Annotated in this window: 17 protein-coding genes; 16 read left to right on the top strand and 1 reads right to left on the bottom strand. The window is 60.6% G+C overall.

Going from position 1 to position 18,164, the window contains the following annotated elements; all coding sequences use genetic code 11:
* Positions 1–389: 389 nt before the first annotated feature.
* From rsmD to FFV09_RS19340, 3 genes are all read left to right on the top strand, one after another.
* Positions 390–989 (top strand): 16S rRNA (guanine(966)-N(2))-methyltransferase RsmD, encoded by a 600-nt coding sequence (rsmD, locus tag FFV09_RS19330; RefSeq protein ID WP_141449351.1) that lies wholly within the window; start codon positions 390–392, stop codon positions 987–989.
* Positions 989–1,492, top strand: coding sequence for a pantetheine-phosphate adenylyltransferase (gene coaD / locus FFV09_RS19335; RefSeq protein WP_141450545.1), 504 nt, complete (start codon positions 989–991; stop codon positions 1,490–1,492). Before rsmD ends, coaD begins: the two co-directional genes overlap by 1 nt.
* A 94-nt stretch (positions 1,493–1,586) precedes the next feature.
* Positions 1,587–2,612 carry a SepM family pheromone-processing serine protease gene (locus FFV09_RS19340; protein ID WP_141449352.1) on the top strand — a complete coding sequence of 342 codons (1,026 nt, stop codon included), beginning with the start codon at positions 1,587–1,589 and terminating at the stop codon, positions 2,610–2,612.
* A gap of 151 nt (positions 2,613–2,763) precedes the next feature.
* Here the strand turns inward: FFV09_RS19340 and FFV09_RS19345 are convergent, their stop codons facing one another.
* Positions 2,764–4,008 (bottom strand): tRNA(Met) cytidine acetate ligase, encoded by a 1,245-nt coding sequence (locus FFV09_RS19345; RefSeq protein ID WP_141449353.1) that lies wholly within the window; start codon positions 4,006–4,008, stop codon positions 2,764–2,766.
* 304 nt (positions 4,009–4,312) lie between these two features.
* Here FFV09_RS19345 and FFV09_RS19350 point away from each other — a divergent pair, with 304 nt between their 5' ends.
* The 13 genes from FFV09_RS19350 (at position 4,313) to trhA (ending at position 18,049) form a co-directional block, all read left to right on the top strand.
* Complete coding sequence (locus FFV09_RS19350; protein WP_160441697.1) at positions 4,313–4,822, top strand: YceD family protein; 510 nt, start codon at positions 4,313–4,315, stop codon at positions 4,820–4,822.
* 66 nt (positions 4,823–4,888) lie between these two features.
* Complete coding sequence (rpmF, locus tag FFV09_RS19355; protein ID WP_018975076.1) at positions 4,889–5,062, top strand: 50S ribosomal protein L32; 174 nt, start codon at positions 4,889–4,891, stop codon at positions 5,060–5,062.
* A 399-nt stretch (positions 5,063–5,461) separates the two neighbouring features.
* Positions 5,462–6,034, top strand: coding sequence for a transcription factor FapR (fapR, locus tag FFV09_RS19360; protein WP_037282468.1), 573 nt, complete (start codon positions 5,462–5,464; stop codon positions 6,032–6,034).
* A 26-nt stretch (positions 6,035–6,060) separates the two neighbouring features.
* Positions 6,061–7,089: a phosphate acyltransferase PlsX gene (plsX, locus tag FFV09_RS19365; RefSeq protein WP_141449355.1), complete on the top strand. Its 1,029-nt coding sequence runs from the start codon at positions 6,061–6,063 to the stop codon at positions 7,087–7,089.
* Positions 7,086–8,075: a beta-ketoacyl-ACP synthase III gene (locus FFV09_RS19370; RefSeq protein WP_141449356.1), complete on the top strand. Its 990-nt coding sequence runs from the start codon at positions 7,086–7,088 to the stop codon at positions 8,073–8,075. Before plsX ends, FFV09_RS19370 begins: the two co-directional genes overlap by 4 nt.
* Positions 8,076–8,129: 54 nt before the next feature.
* Positions 8,130–9,065 carry an ACP S-malonyltransferase gene (gene fabD / locus FFV09_RS19375; protein ID WP_141449357.1) on the top strand — a complete coding sequence of 312 codons (936 nt, stop codon included), beginning with the start codon at positions 8,130–8,132 and terminating at the stop codon, positions 9,063–9,065.
* Positions 9,066–9,209: 144 nt separating this feature from the next.
* Positions 9,210–9,959, top strand: a complete 750-nt coding sequence (gene fabG, locus FFV09_RS19380; RefSeq protein ID WP_141449358.1) for a 3-oxoacyl-[acyl-carrier-protein] reductase — start codon at positions 9,210–9,212, stop codon at positions 9,957–9,959.
* Between the two features lie 108 nt (positions 9,960–10,067).
* Positions 10,068–10,301, top strand: a complete 234-nt coding sequence (gene acpP / locus FFV09_RS19385) for an acyl carrier protein (protein ID WP_141449359.1) — start codon at positions 10,068–10,070, stop codon at positions 10,299–10,301.
* Positions 10,302–10,444: 143 nt separating this feature from the next.
* Complete coding sequence (gene fabF, locus FFV09_RS19390) at positions 10,445–11,689, top strand: beta-ketoacyl-ACP synthase II (RefSeq protein WP_141449360.1); 1,245 nt, start codon at positions 10,445–10,447, stop codon at positions 11,687–11,689.
* 12 nt (positions 11,690–11,701) lie between these two features.
* Positions 11,702–12,391, top strand: a complete 690-nt coding sequence (gene rnc / locus FFV09_RS19395; RefSeq protein WP_141449361.1) for a ribonuclease III — start codon at positions 11,702–11,704, stop codon at positions 12,389–12,391.
* Positions 12,392–12,569: 178 nt separating this feature from the next.
* A complete protein-coding gene (gene smc / locus FFV09_RS19400) occupies positions 12,570–16,139 on the top strand; it encodes a chromosome segregation protein SMC (RefSeq protein ID WP_141449362.1) in 3,570 nt (1,189 codons plus the stop codon).
* 67 nt (positions 16,140–16,206) lie between these two features.
* On the top strand, positions 16,207–17,223 hold the full coding sequence (ftsY, locus tag FFV09_RS19405; RefSeq protein WP_141449363.1) for a signal recognition particle-docking protein FtsY: 1,017 nt from the start codon (positions 16,207–16,209) through the stop codon (positions 17,221–17,223).
* A 184-nt stretch (positions 17,224–17,407) separates the two neighbouring features.
* The gene (trhA, locus tag FFV09_RS19410) at positions 17,408–18,049 is read left to right on the top strand and encodes a PAQR family membrane homeostasis protein TrhA (protein ID WP_141449364.1); all 642 of its coding nucleotides are present in this window, start codon (positions 17,408–17,410) and stop codon (positions 18,047–18,049) included.
* Positions 18,050–18,164 lie beyond the last annotated feature (115 nt).

Below are 18,164 nucleotides of genomic sequence, written 5' to 3' on the forward strand. Positions count from 1 at the left end.
AAATTCGCAAATAACTGCTTTTTTCCACTTATTCATACCGGATTCAGGCACCGTGCAAAAATAAGTGCGACAAAGCAGTTATTTGCGCTAAAAAAGCGGCGGAAGACGGCAAACGAGCGAATTAAGTGGATTAGCGCACCTATTTCGCCAAATCGCTTGTTTTGCGCCGAAATAACTGTCCGCACGCACTTATTTCGGCGCAGACGAAAAAGGGAGCGGCCGATGTGAAGTCGCACGGCGATTTTTGCCGCGCTTAAAAGGCCGCGCATCGGGGCTGCGCCGCGCGGTGCCGAGCCGATTCCCGCCGTTTTACTCGCCGCCGGGTTGTGTTACGATAAGAACTAGCCGACAGACCGGCGCAGCATGCAGATACGGGAGGACGACAAGGCGTGAGAGTAGTAGCCGGAGAAGCAAAAGGAAGACCGCTCAAAGCGGTGCCGGGCCGAGGAACGCGCCCGACGACCGATAAAGTCAAAGAAGCGATATTCAGCATGATCGGACCTTTTTTCGAAGGGGGAGCGGTGCTTGACCTGTTCGCCGGCACCGGCGGGCTCGCGATCGAAGCGATCAGCCGCGGCATGGAGCGGGCGATCCTGGTCGACGCGGACGCCAAAAGTATCGAAGTCGTGCGCGCGAATCTCAAAGTGACCGGATTCGAGAGCCGTGCCGAAGTGTACCGCAACGACGCCCAGCGTGCGCTCAAAGCACTGGCCAAGCGGGACGCCGCGTTCGATCTGGTGCTGCTGGACCCGCCTTACCGCATGAAGAACGGCGCGGAGCTGATGCTCTATATGGAAGAAGCCGGCCTGCTCAAGCAGGAAGCGGTCGTGCTGCTGGAATACGAATCGTCGTACGAATATCCGGAAGCGTTCGGCGGATTCGAGCTGCAGCGCAAAGCCGTATACGGGGAAACCGCCGTCTCCATTTACAACTGGAAGACGCAGCAGGGCGAACAGACACAGCCCGCAGAGGAGGATTTGGAATCTTGATGGAAAAAGTGACCAAAATCGAACGCATCGCCGTCTACCCGGGGAGTTTCGATCCGGTGACGCTCGGGCATATGGATATTATCCACCGCGCCGCCAAGCAGTACGACCGGCTGATCGTGGCCGTGCTCAACAATTTGAGCAAGAAGCCGCTGTTCACGGCCGAAGAGCGGGCGGACCTGCTGCGCCAGGCCACGGCCGACCTGCCGAACGTGGAAGTGGACGTGTTCCGCGATCTGCTCGTCAACTATGTCGATCAGAAGCAGGCGCAGGTCGTCGTGCGGGGCGTGCGCTCCGTCACCGACTTCGAATACGAATTGCAGATCGCGACGACGAACCGTAAGCTGAACGAGAACGTCGAGACTATTTTTATGATGACCAATCCGCTGTATTCGTACCTCAGTTCAAGCGTCGTCAAAGAAATTTCGCAGTTCAAAGGCGATATCAGCGAACTGGTGACGCCGGAAGTGCGCACGGCGCTCTGGGCGAAGCTGCACGGCGAATAGAGTATAACACCCATTACCGACAAACGGGCTTCGCGAAAGGTGCATATGCACCCTGCGCGAAGCCCGTTCAAGCAGGAGGAGCTGAACGACCTTTATGCCGCAATTCAGGCTGCCGCGTCTTCGGACGCTGGCTTATTTGCTGTGCCTTGCCCTGCTCGTGTACGTGCTCGTCTACATGCCGACGTCGTACACGATCGAGCGGCCGGGCAGCGCCGACGAGATCAAGCCGATGGTCCGCGTAGCGGGGGCCGACCCGGAAGAGAACGGTTCGTTCCTGATGACGACCGTATCGGTCACGTACGCCAATCTGGCGCTGCTCGGCTTGTCGCTGCTCGACGACGATGCCGAGATCGGCAAACGCAATCAGGATCAGGACGACGACGAATACCGGATCACGCAGCAGTATTACATGAACTCCTCGCAATCTTCGGCCGTGGCCGCGGCTTACCGGGAAGCGGGCGTTCCGTTCGATGTCGAGACGGAATACGTCTTTATTACGACGGTGCCCGACCGCGACCCGCAGCAGCGGGAATTCGTGACGGGCGACAAAATCACGGCTGTCGACGGACAAAAAGTATCCACGCTCGAAGGGCTGCGCAAGCAGCTCGAATCGTATGCGGCCGGCGATACGGTCGAAGTGTCGCTCGAACGCAACGGACGGACGCTGCGGCAGTCGGTGAAGCTGGTCGAGATTCCGAACGAAGACGGCACGACGCGCGCGGGCTTTGGCGTCTCGACAGGCGAAGTGATGCGTATCGATCCGGACGATGCGGCCGACGAAGTGATCTTTACGCAGACGCAGGTGGGCGGACCGTCGGCGGGACTGATGTTCACGCTGGAGATCTACAACCAGCTCACGCCCGGCGACCTGACGCGCGGTTACCGGATCGCCGGAACCGGCACGATCAAGTCGGACGGAACGGTCGGCGAGATCGGCGGCGTGCAGCACAAGATCGTGGCGGCGGAGCAAAAAGGCGCCGACCTGTTCTTCGTGCCGCAGGGCAACTACGCGGAAGCCGAGCTGAAGCTGCGGGAGACGAAGTCTTCCATGAAGCTCGTTCCCGTAGGCACGCTGCAGGAAGCGCTCGATTATATCGACAAAATGTCGGTCAAAAACTGACGTCGCGCCTGGAAAAGACGTCCGCGCACGCAGACGCAAACGCGGACGCCGCAGAGGTGCAAGCCAAAAACGTCCGGGCACCCAAGCAGCATGCCGGACGCGCGAAAAACGCGAAAAGTCCGCGCAAGTTCTACGGGATTCCTACGAAAAATCAATACTCCGTGATCGGCGGCGCGTAATAATCGGCATACATCTCCCGCACGTCCGGAGACGGAAAAGCCGACGCCTGAACGGCGGAAGCCCGGATATCGAGCTGGAGCTGCGGATGGGGAAAATCCGCGGCGCGGACGACGACCGGCAGCTTCGCCGTTTTTTTCATGCTTTTGAGCAGCTGCCGGCCTGTCGGCGAAAAGCCGAGCACGCGGATATACTGCGGTCCGCGGGCGAGGCTGTCGCGGCCGAACATGGGGCCGCGATGGTTCAGCAGCGCGTGCGCCAGCAGCCGCTGCAGCCGGGTGCGCGTATAGCGCTTGGTCTTGATCGCGGCGAGCAGCACCTCCACGCCCGGCACGGGCAGGCGCGGCAGCGCGGCGGCGATGCGGTGTTCCAGGCCCTCGGCCATGCCGGGGACGAGGGCAAGCTCTTCGGGCGGGCGCGTAATAAGCGACGTCAGCAGAGGCTGCGCCAGCGCCTCCCAGCCTTCCGGCAGCATGCGGCCGGCTTCCGCTTCGCGCCGCAGGATGCGCAGCGAAGAAGGCGGCAGGTACGGGGCGGCCTCGCTCAGGCCGCCGGCGCCGCGGGCGAGCGCCGCGCGCACGGCGGTGGCGCTTGCGATCGCGCCGCCGCCCGGCAGGCCGGCATCGTGATAGCCGGCCTGTTCGCGCCGCACGGCGAGCGGCGCCATACCGCTTGCGAGCCGGCGCAGCGCAAGCACGTAATGCAATCCGAGCGTATCGTTCGGATTGCCCAGCAGGGCGGCGGCCGCGGCGGAATCGCCGCCGCCCTGCTCCTGGGCCGCCCTGGCGTAGGCGGCCGGGAAGCTCAGGCCCTCGGCCAGGGCCTGGCGCAGCGCTTCGCGCAGAGCCGGCGATTCGCCGGCCTGCATGCGCGAAGCCAGATCCAGCAGCGGCGCGATCTCGCCGCTCTCGCTGCCGAAGCAGACGCTGTCCACGACGCCCGAGGCGTCCAGCAGCGACACGGCACCGAAAGCGAACCATTCCGCCGGCTGGAGCGCGTACAGCACCGGCAGCTCCAGCACGAGGTCCACGCCGGCGGCCAGCGCCATTTCGGCCCGGGCGCGCTTGGACAGCAGCGCCGGTTCGCCGCGCTGCATGAACGGTCCGCTCATGACGGCGACCGAAGCTTCGGCGCCGGAAATGTCGAGCGAACGGCGCAGATGAAACAGGTGACCGTTATGGAACGGGTTGTATTCGACGACCAATCCGACCGTTTTCATATAAAGATCGGGTCTCCTCCCTTAACAAGTCAGAAAATATATGGTAGAATGAAACTTCGTCCGGCAGATCCCGGAACTTTTTTTACGCTGCGAACGGGAAGACCGCAAGGAACGTGCCGTCCAGGCGCGAACCGCACGAGCGCTTCTCCTAGCTTACACGCGCAAAAGCTTTGGCGAAAGAGACAAATCGCTCTCTAAGCCGCGGCCCGCGCCGAAAAGGGCGTAAATGAAAAATACTTGACTGACGGTTGACAAAACCAAAGATAAGTCGATATAATAACTTTGTTTGTTTGGAGTGATGAATATGCGTCTGCATTTGCGCAGAACGATTCAAAACGGTGAACCGGTTGTTCTGGAAGGCAGCGTGCCGATCGAACAATCGATCCAGGGTCGTACCGACGTGCTTTCCGCCGCTCCCGTTCAAGCCGATCTGACGGCAATGCCGTCGATGGACGGAACGGTAGGCGTAAGCGGAACGCTGAAGGGACATTTGGACATGGTTTGCTCGCGGTGCCTCGAACCGGCTCGCATCGAATTGAACATTCATTTCGAAGAGCGGTTCAAGAAGCGCGAAGAGAATGAAGCGGACCTTGAAGACGACGAGGACATGATCCTCACGGACGACGACGTTTTCGAGCTGACGCCGTATCTGGAAGAGTACGTGACGCTCGGCGTGCCCAACGCGCCCCTCTGCAAAGAGGACTGCAAAGGGCTCTGCCAGACGTGCGGAACGAACCTGAACGAAACGGCCTGCGGCTGCGACAATACGGTAATCGACCCCCGGCTTGCCGGGCTCAAAGATTTCTTTAAGTAAGCGCAGGATGTCCAGCACAAACATCCGGCCTTCGGGCCGGTTGACTTGAATAAGGAGGTGTTAAACATGGCAGTACCTCAACGGAGAACGTCCAAGACGCGCCGCGACAAGCGTCGCACGCATTTCAAGCTGGCGGTGCCGGGCATGGTGAAGTGCGAACAATGCGGAGAGCTGAAGCTGGCTCACCACGTATGCAAAGTTTGCGGAACTTACAAGTCCAGAGAAGTTATTTCTCAATAAGCGATCGCTTCGGCGGTTCCGAAAAAGCCTCGCCGCCCGGCGGGGCTTTTTTTTGTGTTCTTTTTTAATGCCTTTTTTATCCCTCTTTTTGTGTCGGGGCTGCGCTTTTTTGCGGCGCGCCAAGAAGGGGCGGCAGGCAGTAAGTGCGTGCCCCTTTCCTTTTGCGGGAGAATGATTTATACTAGCGGTTAGTACCAGGTTCTAAAATCTTTCGCGGCGGACCTACATAGAAGCGCACAAGAATGCGCGGCTTTCGCGGAAGAGTCGATTCAAAGGGGAAGCGGCCCGGCAGCGGGCGCGAATAATCGGATCAAGCGGGGGAGAAGGCGGCGTTCGGCGCGGCCTTCCCGCTCGCGCAAGTTTTACCCAGCCTACGGGCGGCATAAGGAGGAGACCGGCATCGAACGTTTACCGAAACGGCAGCGCCAGCAGAGACTCGTCGAACTGATCGACGAGAATCCGTTCGTAACCGACCGGGAACTGACCCGCCGCCTCAAAGTCAGCATTCAGACCATTCGCCTCGACCGGATGGAGCTCGGCATTCCCGAGCTCCGCGAGCGGATGAAGCTGATGGCGGAACGGTCTTACGACCAGGTGCGGTCGCTGGCTGCGGAAGAAGTGATCGGCGACATTATCGATCTTCAGCTCGACCGAAGCGGCATTTCGATCTTCGAGATCCGCGACGAACACGTATTCAGCCGCACGCAGATTGCGCGCGGTCACCATATTTTCGCCCAGGCCAACTCGCTGGCCGTCGCGGTCATCAACGACGAGATCGCGTTGACCGCCTCGGCGGATCTGCGCTTCGTGCGCCCGATCCATCTCGGCGAGAAATGCATCGCCAAAGCGTACGTCCGGAGCAGTCCGGGCAAGGCGGGCAGAGCCAAGGTCGAAGTGCTTTCCTATGTCGGGGAAGAGATGGTATTTCAGGGAAACTTCATCATTTACCGGTCCGACGACAAGAACCGGTAGGCGGTTACGACGAGGAGGACGCGGACATGATTATTGCAATAGACGCCATGGGCGGCGACCACGCCCCCGAGAGCACGGCGGCCGGAGCGCTTGCGGCCGCGGCCGAATGGAGCGATCTGACGATCCAGCTGGTCGGCGAAGAATCGAAGCTTGCGCCGCTGATCGGCGCGGGACTGCCCAATCTTCATATCGTCCATGCGGGCGAAGTGATCTCGGGCGAGGACGAACCGGTCAAAGCAGTGCGCCGCAAAAAGGACGCTTCGATGGTCGTGGCCGGACGCATGGTCAAGGAAGGTCTTGCGGACGCGATGATCTCCGCCGGCAACACCGGCGCGCTCATGACGACGGGCCTGCTCGTCGTCGGACGCATGAACGGCGTGGAACGTCCGGCGCTCGCGCCGATGATCCCGACGCTCGACGAGAGCGGGCAGGGCACGCTTGCGCTGGACCTCGGCGCCAATATGGACGCCAAGCCCGAGCATCTGGCGCAGTACGCGCTGATGGGCAGTCTGTACCGCGAGAAGGTGCACGGCATCCAGCGGCCGAGAGTAGGCCTGCTGAACGTCGGCACCGAGCCGGGCAAAGGCAACGAGCTGACCAAAGCGGCTTATCCGCTGATCGCCGAACTGCCGATCAACTTCGTCGGCAACGTCGAAGCGCGCGACATTCTGGACGGCGTCTGCGACGTGCTCGTCTGCGACGGATTCGCGGGCAACATTTTGCTCAAAGCGCTGGAAGGAACGGCCGGAGCGGTATTCAAGCTGCTCAAGCAGGAATTGACGTCTTCGTTCAAAGCGAAGATCGGCGCGGCGCTCGTGATGCCGCAGCTGCGCGGCCTCAAGTCCAAAATGGATTACAAGGAACACGGCGGCGCTCCGCTGCTCGGGTTGAACGGGCTCGTGATCAAGGCGCACGGTTCGTCGGACGCCGAAGCGATCAAAAACGCGGTGCGGCAGGCGAGAACGGCGATCGAACACCGGCTCGTGCCGAGCATCTCGGCAAGCATGGAACACGTAAATCAGCAAATCAGCGGGAAGAGAGTGACGGATCAATGAAGAACTTACGGCCGGTTGGCGTGATCGGAACAGGCAAATATGTGCCGGAGCGCATTTTGGACAACGCAGAGCTTGAGAAAATGGTGGATACGAACGACGAATGGATCGTCAGCCGGACCGGAATCCGGGAGCGCCATATCGCGGCTCCGGAACAGGCGACGTCCGACCTGGCGTACGAAGCGGCCGTTCAGGCTTTGGCCGCGGCCGGCATGACGGCGGATCAACTCGATCTGATCGTCGTGGCTACCGTTACGCCGGACACGTCGTTCCCTTCGACGGCCTGCATTCTGCAGGACAAGCTGGGCGCCAAGAAAGCGGCGGCTTTCGACCTCGGCGCGGCCTGCTCCGGGTTCGTGTACAGCCTCGCGGCGGCGACGGGATTTATTCAGAACGGCATGTACAATAATGCCCTCGTCATCGGTGCCGACACGCTGTCGCGCATTACCGATTACACCGACCGCAACACCTGCGTGCTGTTCGGCGACGGCGCGGGCGCGGTCATTCTCGGCGAAGTGCCGGAAGGACGCGGCTTCCAGTCGTTCGATCTCGGCGCCGAAGGCGCGGGCGGCGGCCTGCTTCAGCAGGCGGCGGGCGGTTCGCGCCTGCCGGCTTCGCAGGAGACGATCGACCAGCGCCGGCATTTCATTCAGATGAACGGACGCGACGTATTCAAGTTCGCGGTCCGCATCATGGGCACGGCCACCGAGGAAGTGCTGCGCAAAGCGGACATGACCAAAGACGATATCGACCTGTTTATTCCGCATCAAGCGAACATCCGGATTATCCAATCCGCCATGCAGCGGCTTGATCTGTCGGAAGATCGCGTCATGATCAACGTGGACAAGTACGCCAATACGTCGGCCGCCTCGATTCCGCTGGCGCTCGTCGAAGCCTACGAACAAGGCCGGATCAAAGAAGGCGACCGCGTCGTCATGGTCGGCTTCGGCGGCGGCTTGACGTGGGGCGGAGCGGCATTGATCTGGTAAGCACTGATCGGGCAAGCAGCATTGTACCGGTCGGGTAAGGGAGGAGCATTCACGATGGGTAAAATAGCATTCGTATTCCCCGGACAGGGCGCGCAGAGCGTGGGCATGGCCCGCGACGCGTACGACGCGCTGCCGGCAGCCCGCGCGCTGTTCGAAGCGGCGGACCGTACGCTCGGATTAGAGCTGACGAAGCTTGCGTTCGACGGACCGGTTGAAGAACTCAAGCAGACGGCGAACACGCAGCCTGCGCTGCTGACAGCAAGCCTTGCACTGCTGGAAGCGGTCAAGGCGGCAGGCATCAAGGCGGATTACGCGGCTGGGCACAGCCTGGGCGAATACAGCGCGCTTGCCGCCGCCGGCATTCTCTCGTTCGAAGACGCCGTATCGACGGTCCGCGCCCGCGGACAGTTCATGGAAGCGGCCGTTCCGGGCGGGCAGGGCGCGATGGCGGCCGTACTCGGCGCCGATCGCGACCAGCTGACCGCGCTGTGCGCGGACATTTCCGCGGCGGGAACGGTCGTCGAGCCGGCGAACCTGAACTGCCCCGGACAGATTGTCGTGTCCGGTTCTGCCGAAGGCGTCGCGGCGCTCAGCGCCCGCGTCAAGGAAGCCGGCGCCAAGCGCGCGATCGCGCTGGAAGTCAGCGGACCGTTCCATTCGTCGCTGATGAAGGAAGCGGCCGAGCGGCTCGGCGAGGCGCTTGCGGACGTTCAGTTTCACGAAGGAGCTTTTCCGGTCGTGGCCAACGTCAGCGCCCGTCCGGTCAGCGGCGCACAAGCGCTGCGGCAGTCGCTCGTCAGCCAGGTGTATTCGCCGGTGCTGTGGGAAGACAGCGTCCGGTGGCTGATCGCCGAAGGCGTCGATACGTTCGTCGAGATCGGTCCGGGCAGCGTATTGGCCGGCCTGATCAAGAAAATCGAAAAATCCGTCCGGATTTTCAGCGTGAACAGCCTCGAAAGCGCGGATGCGCTGGCCGAAGCGCTGGCTTAGGCAAAACTCCGGCTGAACGAATGAAACCCCGTGCGCGGCGGACGCGTAAAGCTTCCGTCCGGACACGGATCTTATTTTCCGGGACGCGCCTTTTCCGTTCGCCGATCGTCGGCCGGGCAGGGCGCGCCCAAGCGGGAGGTTAACATGGAACAGTCAATCAAGGGGCAGAACGCTCTCGTGACGGGCGCTTCGCGCGGCATCGGCCGGGCGATCGCGCTTGAACTGGGACGCCGCGGCGCAAACGTGGCGGTCAACTACGCCGGCAACGAAGCGGCGGCGCTCGAAGTGGTGCGCGAGCTCGAAGCGCTCGGCGTCAAAGCGGCCGCGTTCAAAGCGAACGTGGGCAAAAGCGCCGAAGCGGAAGAGTTGGTCAAAGCGGTGGCCGCCGAATTCGGCAGTCTCGATATTTTGATCAACAATGCCGGCATTACCCGCGACAATCTGGTGATGCGCATGAAGGAAGAAGAATTCGACGACGTGATCGAGACGAACCTCAAAGGCGTGTTCAACTGCATCAAAGCCGTAAGCCGGCCGATGATGAAGCAGCGCTCGGGCCGGATCGTCAACATCTCGTCCGTCGTGGGCACGATCGGCAACGCCGGGCAGGTCAACTACACGGCGGCCAAAGCGGGCGTGATCGGCATGACCAAGTCGTGCGCGCGCGAATTCAGCAGCCGCGGCATTACGGTCAACTGCGTGGCGCCCGGTTTTATCGACACGGATATGACCGACGTATTGTCGGAAGAACTCAAAGCGGGACTGCTCGCGGGTATCCCGCTGAACCGTCTCGGCCGTCCGGAGGAAGTCGCGACGGCCGTCGCTTTTCTGGTTTCGCCCGACGCCTCGTACATGACGGGACAAGTCCTTCATGTCGATGGCGGCATGTACATGTAAACCATCGCTGGCAGGGGTTGTAAACCGCTTGTTTGCAAACCCTGCTTCAAACAGTGGCATTTTGGCGGAGCTTCTCGTATAATACCTTTTGAAGAGGAGGTGAATCGGATGTCTGATGTAATGGAGCGCGTAACGCGCATCGTCGTGGACCGCCTTGGCGCCGACGAAGCGGAAGTTACGCCAACGGCTTCTTTCAAGGAAGATCTCGGAGCGGACTCGCTCGACGTGGTTGAATTGGTCATGGAGCTGGAAGACGAGTTCGACATGGAGATCTCTGACGAAGACGCAGAGAAGATTACGACCGTAGGTGATGTTGTAAGTTATATACAATCTCATACCTAAGGGCGTTAAAGAGTCCCGCTCCGCGCTTTTTCATAAAGCCGGCTCGGGACTTCTCCTTCATTTAGGGAACAATTAGGGATCGAATAGGGAATAAATAATCAGAACTCCCGTTAGCGGGATTCGCAGATATAGAGGTGACCCATATGGAACAGCAGCACAGAGTAGTCGTTACCGGTATGGGAGTCGTGACTTCCCTCGGCAAGGACGTGGAAACGTTTTGGAACAGTTTGCTCGCGGGCAAATCGGGCATCTCGAAAATCGAGAGCTTCGACGTCAGCGAGTATCCGACGCAGATTGCCGCGGAGATTCACGACTTCAATCCCGAAGACTATGTGGAACGCAAGGAAGCCCGCAAGATGGACCGCTACGTGCAGTTCGCTTACGCAGCTTCCACGCAGGCGCTGCAGGACAGCGGCCTGAAGATCGGCGACACCGTCGAAGCGGAACGGATCGGCGTTATCGTCGGTTCGGGCATCGGCGGACTCGGCACGTGGGAAGACCAGTTCACGACCCTGCTGCAAAAAGGGCCTAAGCGGGTCAGCCCGTTCTTCATCCCGATGATGATCGCGAACATGGGCTCGGGCGACGTCTCGATCAAGCTCGGCGCCAAAGGTCCGAACACGTCGGTCGTTACGGCCTGCGCGACCGGCACGCATTCGATCGGCGACTCGTTCAAGCTGATCGCGCGCGGCGATGCCGACGCGATGATCTGCGGCGGCGCGGAAGCGACGATTCGTCCGACGGGTCTGGCCGGGTTCTGCGCCATGCGCGCCATGTCGACCCGCAACGACGATCCGTCCAAAGCGAGCCGTCCGTTCGACAAGGAACGCGACGGATTCATCATGGGCGAAGGCGCCGGCGTATTCGTGCTCGAATCGCTGGAGCATGCCGAGGCGCGCGGCGCGCGCATCTACGCGGAAGTGGTCGGCTACGGCCTGAGCGCGGACGCGCACCATATGACCGATCCCGATCCGGACGGCGCGGCACGCTGCATGAAGATGGCGCTCAAGAGCGCCGGACTGCAGCCCGAAGACCTGGATTACATCAACGCGCACGGCACGTCCACGCCGGCAGGCGATCTGTCGGAGACCAAAGCCGTCAAGATGGCGCTGGGCGACCACGCGTACAAAGTGGCGGTCAGCTCCACCAAGTCGATGACCGGGCATCTGCTCGGCGCGGCCGGCGGCGTGGAAGCGGTCATCTGCGCCTTGTCTCTGGACAACCAGATCATGGCACCGACCATCAACATCGAGAATCCGGACGAAGCGTGCGATCTCGACTACGTGCCGAACACGGCGCGCAAAGCCGAGCTGAACGTCGTCATGTCCAATTCGTTCGGCTTCGGAGGCCATAACGCTTCCGTCATTCTCAAAAAATTCGAAGCGTAAGGAGCCGGGACGTTGAGCGGAGATCTGAAACAACTGCAGCAAAAACTAGGAGTCCAGTTTGCGGATAAGCCTCTGCTTAAACAGGCTTTCACGCATGCGTCGTATGTCAATGAACACCGGTTCAGTCAGCATCATGACAATGAGCGGCTCGAATTTCTGGGCGACGCGGTCCTGGAGCTGACGGTGTCGGAATTTCTCTACAATCGGTATCCCGGCCGGCCGGAAGGCGAACTGACCAAGCTGCGCGCCGCGATCGTGTGCGAGCCTTCGCTGGTCAAGTTCGCGGAAGTGCTGAATTTCGGCTCTTACGTGCTGCTCGGCAAAGGGGAAGAACTGACGGGCGGCCGCAGCCGTCCGGCCCTGCTCGCGGACGTGTTCGAATCGTTCGTAGGCGCGCTGTACCTCGATCAGGGGCTCGAAGCGGTGCGGGGGTTCCTCGACCGCTACGTATTCCCGCAGGTCGCCTGGGACGGCAAACTGCAAATGAGCGACTTCAAGACCGAACTTCAGGAATTGACCCAACATCACAATCTCGGCGTGCTCGAATACCGGATCGTGGAAGAACGCGGACCGGCGCACGAGCGGGAATTCGTGTCCGAAGTGTATATGGGCGAACGCAGCTTGGGCCGCGGGAACGGACGTTCCAAAAAGGAAGCCGAGCAGCAGGCTGCGGCTGCAGCGTTGGAAACGCTAAAACTGTAGCTACAAAAAAAGAGCAAAGAGCGGCCGCATGCTTGACTTCGGGGATCTGCAAGTCTGCCCGTGCCGCTTTTTGCTCTTTTTCGTTGTAAAAGAAAAGGCCGCCGCGTTTGCGGCAGGCCCGCGCACCTCGAACGGGAGAACAGCAGGATCAACAGGAAAGGGGAGGTGAGCAGCGGTCATGTATCTGAAACGGATCGAACTCGCCGGATTCAAATCGTTCGCCGACAAAACGGAAATGGAATTCGTCCGCGGGATTACCGCGGTTGTCGGTCCGAACGGAAGCGGGAAAAGCAATATTTCCGACGGCATCCGCTGGGTATTGGGGGAACAAAGCGCCAAAAGTCTACGCGGCGGAAAGATGGAAGACATCATTTTTGCCGGCAGCGACGCGCGCAAAGCAGTCAATTACGGCGAAGTCTCGCTGACGCTCGATAACGCCGATCAGGTGCTTCCGCTCGATTTTGCGGAAGTCACCGTCACCCGCCGCGTCCACCGCAGCGGAGACAGCGAATACTTGATCAACCGGCAGCCCTGCCGGCTCAAAGACATCACCGAGCTGTTTATGGATACCGGCATCGGCAAAGAAGCGTATTCGATCATCGGGCAGGGGCGGATCGAAGAGATCCTCAGCACGCGCTCCGAAGATCGGCGCGGCATTTTCGAAGAAGCGTCGGGCATCGTCAAATATAAATCGCGCAAAAAAGAAGCGAACCGCAAGCTTGCGGATACGGAGCAGAATCTGCTGCGCATCCACGACCTGGTCACCGAACTCGAAGACCAGATCGGACCGCTCAAAGCGCAGGCCGACAAAGCGCGGCGTTACAAAGAGCTCAAGGAAGAACTGCAGGGCAAAGAGATCTCGCTGTTTGTGTACCAGATCGGCGAGATTCACGAAGCATGGACCGAGGCGTCGGAGAAGCTGGCGAAGCTTGAGCGCCAGCGCGAGCGCCTGTCGGCGATCGTGGAAGAGCACGATCTTACGCTCGATACCGATCGCCAGGCGCTGCGCGCCGCGGAGAACGAGATCGAGGAGCTGCAGGGCCGCCTGCTGCGCTACAGCGAGCTGTCCGAGAAGTCGGAAGGTTACGCGCAGCTGCTCGAAGAGCGCCGCCGCAATCTGGAGCAGTCGCGCGAGCAGCTGAAGGAAGCGATCGAGAACGAAGGCGAACGCTTCGACCAGCGCAAGCAGGAAAGTGCGTTCGTGCAAAACAAGCTCGAGGCGGCGCGGCTGGAACTTGACCATCTGCGGACCGAACTGTCGGCGGAACAGGCCAAGCTGACCGGCGTGACCGAAGGGATCAGCCACGAGCAGGAAGAATCGCTCAAAGGCGATCTGCTGGAGCTCATGAACAAAATGGCGCAGACCCGCAACGAAATTCGTTATGCGGATCAGCAAAAGGAAGGCGTCATGCGGCGCATGAACCGCGTCGACGAGGAATCCGGCCGCTGGGAAGCGGAGAAGAAGCGGCTTGACGGGGAGCACGCCGAACGCAAAGCCGCTCTGGAACAACTCACGGCCGATATCGCGGCGCTGCGCCGCTCGTACATCGAAGAAAGCGAGAAGCTGCACACGCTGCAAAAAAACGCGGCGGACAGTTCGGCTTCGGCGCGCAAATGGGAGCAAAAGCGCGAATCGCTCGTCTCCCGGCGCGATACGATGCAGGAGATGCAGGAAGATTTCGAAGGCTTCATGGTCGGCGTCAAAGAAGTGCTCAAAGCTTCGCGCAGCCGCAGCCTGGAAGGGGTGCACGGCGCGGTCGCCGAATTGATCACCGTGCCTCAGAAGATCGAGACCGCGATCGAGACGGCGCTCGGCGCTTCGCTGCAGCATATCGTCATGGAGAACGAAGCGCTGTCCCGCAAAGCGATCGGCTATCTAAAGCAGCGCCAGCTCGGGCGCGCCACGTTCCTGCCGCTCGACGTTATCCGTCCGCGGCATATCTCGGACAGCGACAAGCGCGCGGCTGCTTCCGCCGGCGGATTCGTCGGCATCGGCGCCGAATTGGTCGAAGCCGACGAGCGGTATGCCGGCATCGTCGGCAGCCTGCTCGGCGGGCTGGTCGTGGCCGAGACGCTCGAAGACGCGAACGTCATCGCTTCGCGGCTGAATTACCGTTACCGCGTCGTGACGCTGGACGGCGACGTCGTCAATGCCGGCGGTTCGATGACCGGCGGCAGCCAGAATCGGCGCGGCAGCAGCCTGCTCGGGCGCAAGCGAGTGCTGGAGCAGCTCGAACGCGAAATCCGCGACAGCGAGCGCGAGATTGCGCGCCTGACGCGCGAAGAACGCGAGAACGGCGAATTGGCCGTTCAAAGCGAACAGCGGCTTGGCGAGCTGCGCGAACGCGGCGATACGCTGCGCGCCGATCAGCAGCGGCTCGACGGCGAGCTGAAGCAGACCGAGCACGGGCTGCGCCACGTGAACGAGCAGTTCGCGCTGCACGGCGAAGAGCGTTCGGGCTATGCGGAAGAGCTGGAAAGCGCGGGCGAAAGCCGCAAAAAAGCGGAAGCGAAGCTCGCGGAGCTGGAAGCCGAAGAAGCGGCGACCCGCCAGTCGATCGCCGCAGCGGAATTCGCGCGCAAAGCGAGCGAATCGGCCAAGGAAGAGCTGCAGGGCACGCTGACCGAACTGCGGGTCCGGGAAAGCCGGCTCGTGCAGGAGACGGCGTCGCTCGAAGAGCGGCTGGGCCGATTGGGCGAAGAGACCGGCACGGTGTCGAACCAGCTGGCCGACCGGCGCAAAATGCTGCGCTCCGCCGAAGCGGAACTTGCGGCGAACCGCAAAAACGCCGAAGAGCATGTGCGCGAACTGCAGGAAGCCAAAGAGCTCAAAAGCGTAACGCAGGAAAGGCTCGAAGAAAAGCGCGGCGAACGCGCCGAGCGGCAGCGCAAGCTGGAAGAACGCGAGGGCGAGACGCACAAGCAGCGCAGCGAGCTGAAGACGGTCGAAGACCGGATTCGGCACACGGAAATTCAGGCCAACCGGCTTGACGTGGAGCTGGAGAATACGCTGCAAAAGCTGGCGGACGAATACGGCATGGGGTACGAGCTGGCGAAGCAGCGGCACGAACTGCCGGAAGATCCGGAAGCGGCCCGCCTAGACGTCCGGGAGATCAAGCGCAAGATTGCGCTGCTGGGCGAAGTGAGTCTCGGCGCGATCGAGGAATACGACCGGGTCAGCGAGCGCTACGAGTTCCTGAACGAGCAGAAAAACGACCTGATGGAAGCCAAAGCGCAGCTGTACCTCGTCATTCGCGAGATGGACGAAGAGATGTCCAAGCGCTTCAAAACGACGTTCGACGCGATCCGCCGGCAGTTCGGCACGGTATTCGCCAAGCTGTTCGGCGGCGGGCGGGCCGATCTGGTCCTGCTCGATCCGGACAATCTGCTGGAGACGGGCATCGACATCGTCGCCCAGCCGCCGGGCAAAAAGCTGCAAAACCTGCAGCTGCTGTCGGGCGGCGAACGCTCGCTGACCGCGATGGCGCTGCTGTTCGCCATTCTGCACGTCAAGCCGGTCCCGTTCTGCGTGCTGGACGAAGTGGAAGCGGCGCTCGACGAAGCGAACGTGACGCGGTTCGCCCAATATTTGCGCGAATTTGCGGAGCAGACGCAGTTTATCGTCGTCACGCACCGCAAAGGCACGATGGAAGAAGCGGACGTGCTGTACGGCGTCACGATGGAAGAAGGCGGCGTCTCCAAGCTCGTGTCGGTCCGGCTCGAAGACGAAGAGATCAGCATCGCTTAATGCTTAATAACGGACAGATTGAAGCAGGTCCCATACGGAAGCCTATTACGACTGGAGGAAGTCAAGCATGAGCTTTTTTCGCAAATTGAAAGAAAGTATCGCGGGCAAGACCGACGCGGTAACCAAACAGTTCAAAGACGGCCTGGAGAAAACGCGCAAAGGCTTCGTGGAGCGCGTATCGAACCTGATGGTTCGCCGCCGCAAGATCGACGAAGAGTTTTATGAAGAGCTGGAAGAGATTCTGATCGGAGCCGACGTCGGCGTCAATACGGTCATGGAACTGATCGACGACCTGCGCGTGGAAGTCAAGAAGCGCCGCCTGAACGACGCCAGCGAGCTGCGCCCGGTCCTGTCGGAGAAACTGATCGGCCTGCTGCGCGGCGAAGAAGACAACTCGCTCAACATGAGCGCCGACGGTCCGACCGTCATCTTGTTCGTCGGCGTCAACGGCGTCGGCAAAACGACGACGATCGGCAAGCTTGCGCACAAGTTCAAAAGCGAAGGCAAAAAAGTGCTGCTCGCCGCGGGCGATACGTTCCGCGCCGGCGCGATCGAGCAGCTTGAAGTATGGGGCACCCGCACGGGCGTCGAAGTCATCAAGCAAAATCCCGGCTCCGACCCGGCCGCCGTCATGTACGACGCCGTACAGGCCGCGAAGCAGCGCCGCGCGGACGTGCTGATCTGCGACACCGCCGGACGGCTGCAGAACAAAAGCAATCTGATGGACGAGCTGAACAAAATTTTCCGCGTCATCCAGCGCGAGATTCCGGGCGCGCCGCACGAAGTGCTGATGGTGCTTGACGCGACGACCGGACAGAACGCGCTCAGTCAGGCCAAGCTGTTCGGCGAGAAAAGCGGCGTAACCGGCCTCGTGCTCACCAAGCTCGACGGCACGGCCAAAGGCGGCATCGTCGTGGCGATCCGCCAGGAACTGAACATTCCGGTCAAACTGGTCGGTCTCGGCGAGAAAGTGGACGATTTGCAGGAATTCGATTCCGAGCAGTTCGTGCACGCGCTGTTCGCCGGCCTGATCGAAGAAGAGTTGATCGAAGAAGAAGACGGGGAACCGCGGCAGCCCGAGTAATCGGACGCGCCGGCCGGTCGATCTCCGAAGAGTGACGCGCAGCCGAATTTTTCGCGCTGCGCGTCTTTTTTTGCTGCCGAGCGCGGGGATGCAAGGTGGCAATATGCGGCGCAAGCCTTTATAATCGAAATATGATGTTTATGAAAACGACGCATGGTTTGCAAGAATAAGGAGGAATGTCCGCATGGCCAATACGCATACGTATTCCCGCCGCGAAGAAGTCGCCAACGCCGTCACGCACGGGATCGGAGCCGCGCTCAGCATTGCCGCGCTCGTGCTGCTGATCGTGTTCGCGAGTACCAAAGGCACGCCCTGGCATATCGTGAGCTTTACCATTTACGGCATTACGATGCTGCTGCTCTACCTGAGCTCGACGCTCGTGCACAGTTTCCCCGAAGGCAAGGTCAAAGATTTCTTCGAGTTCATGGACCACTCCTCCATCTACTTGTATATCGCGGGAACGTACACGCCGTTCATGCTGACCGCCGTTCGCGGACCGCTCGGCTGGACGCTGTTCGGACTCGTCTGGGGCATCGCGATCGGCGGCGTTATCTTCAAAGCCTTTTTCGTCAAAAAGTTTCTGTTCATGTCCACGCTGTTCTACCTGCTGATGGGCTGGCTGATCGTGCTCGCCTGGGGCGCGCTGACCCAAGCCATTCCTGTCGAAGGCATTCACCTGCTCGTCGCGGGCGGCCTCATGTACACCGTCGGTACGATCTTTTACGTCTGGCGGGCTTTTCCTTACCATCACGCGATCTGGCATTTGTTCGTGCTGACAGGCAGCATCCTGCATTTCTTCTGCATTTTGATGTATCTGCTGCCGTAAAAGCACAGAATACAGCACGCCAAAATCAAATTTAAACAATCCTCAAAGATGTTAAGCGTTAACGCTTGACATCTTCTTTTGTTTTCGATATGATAATGAACGTTGATTGATGTGT

It is taken from the genome of Saccharibacillus brassicae, from assembly GCF_006542275.1.
GTDB classification, from domain to species: Bacteria; Bacillota; Bacilli; order Paenibacillales; family Paenibacillaceae; genus Saccharibacillus; species Saccharibacillus brassicae.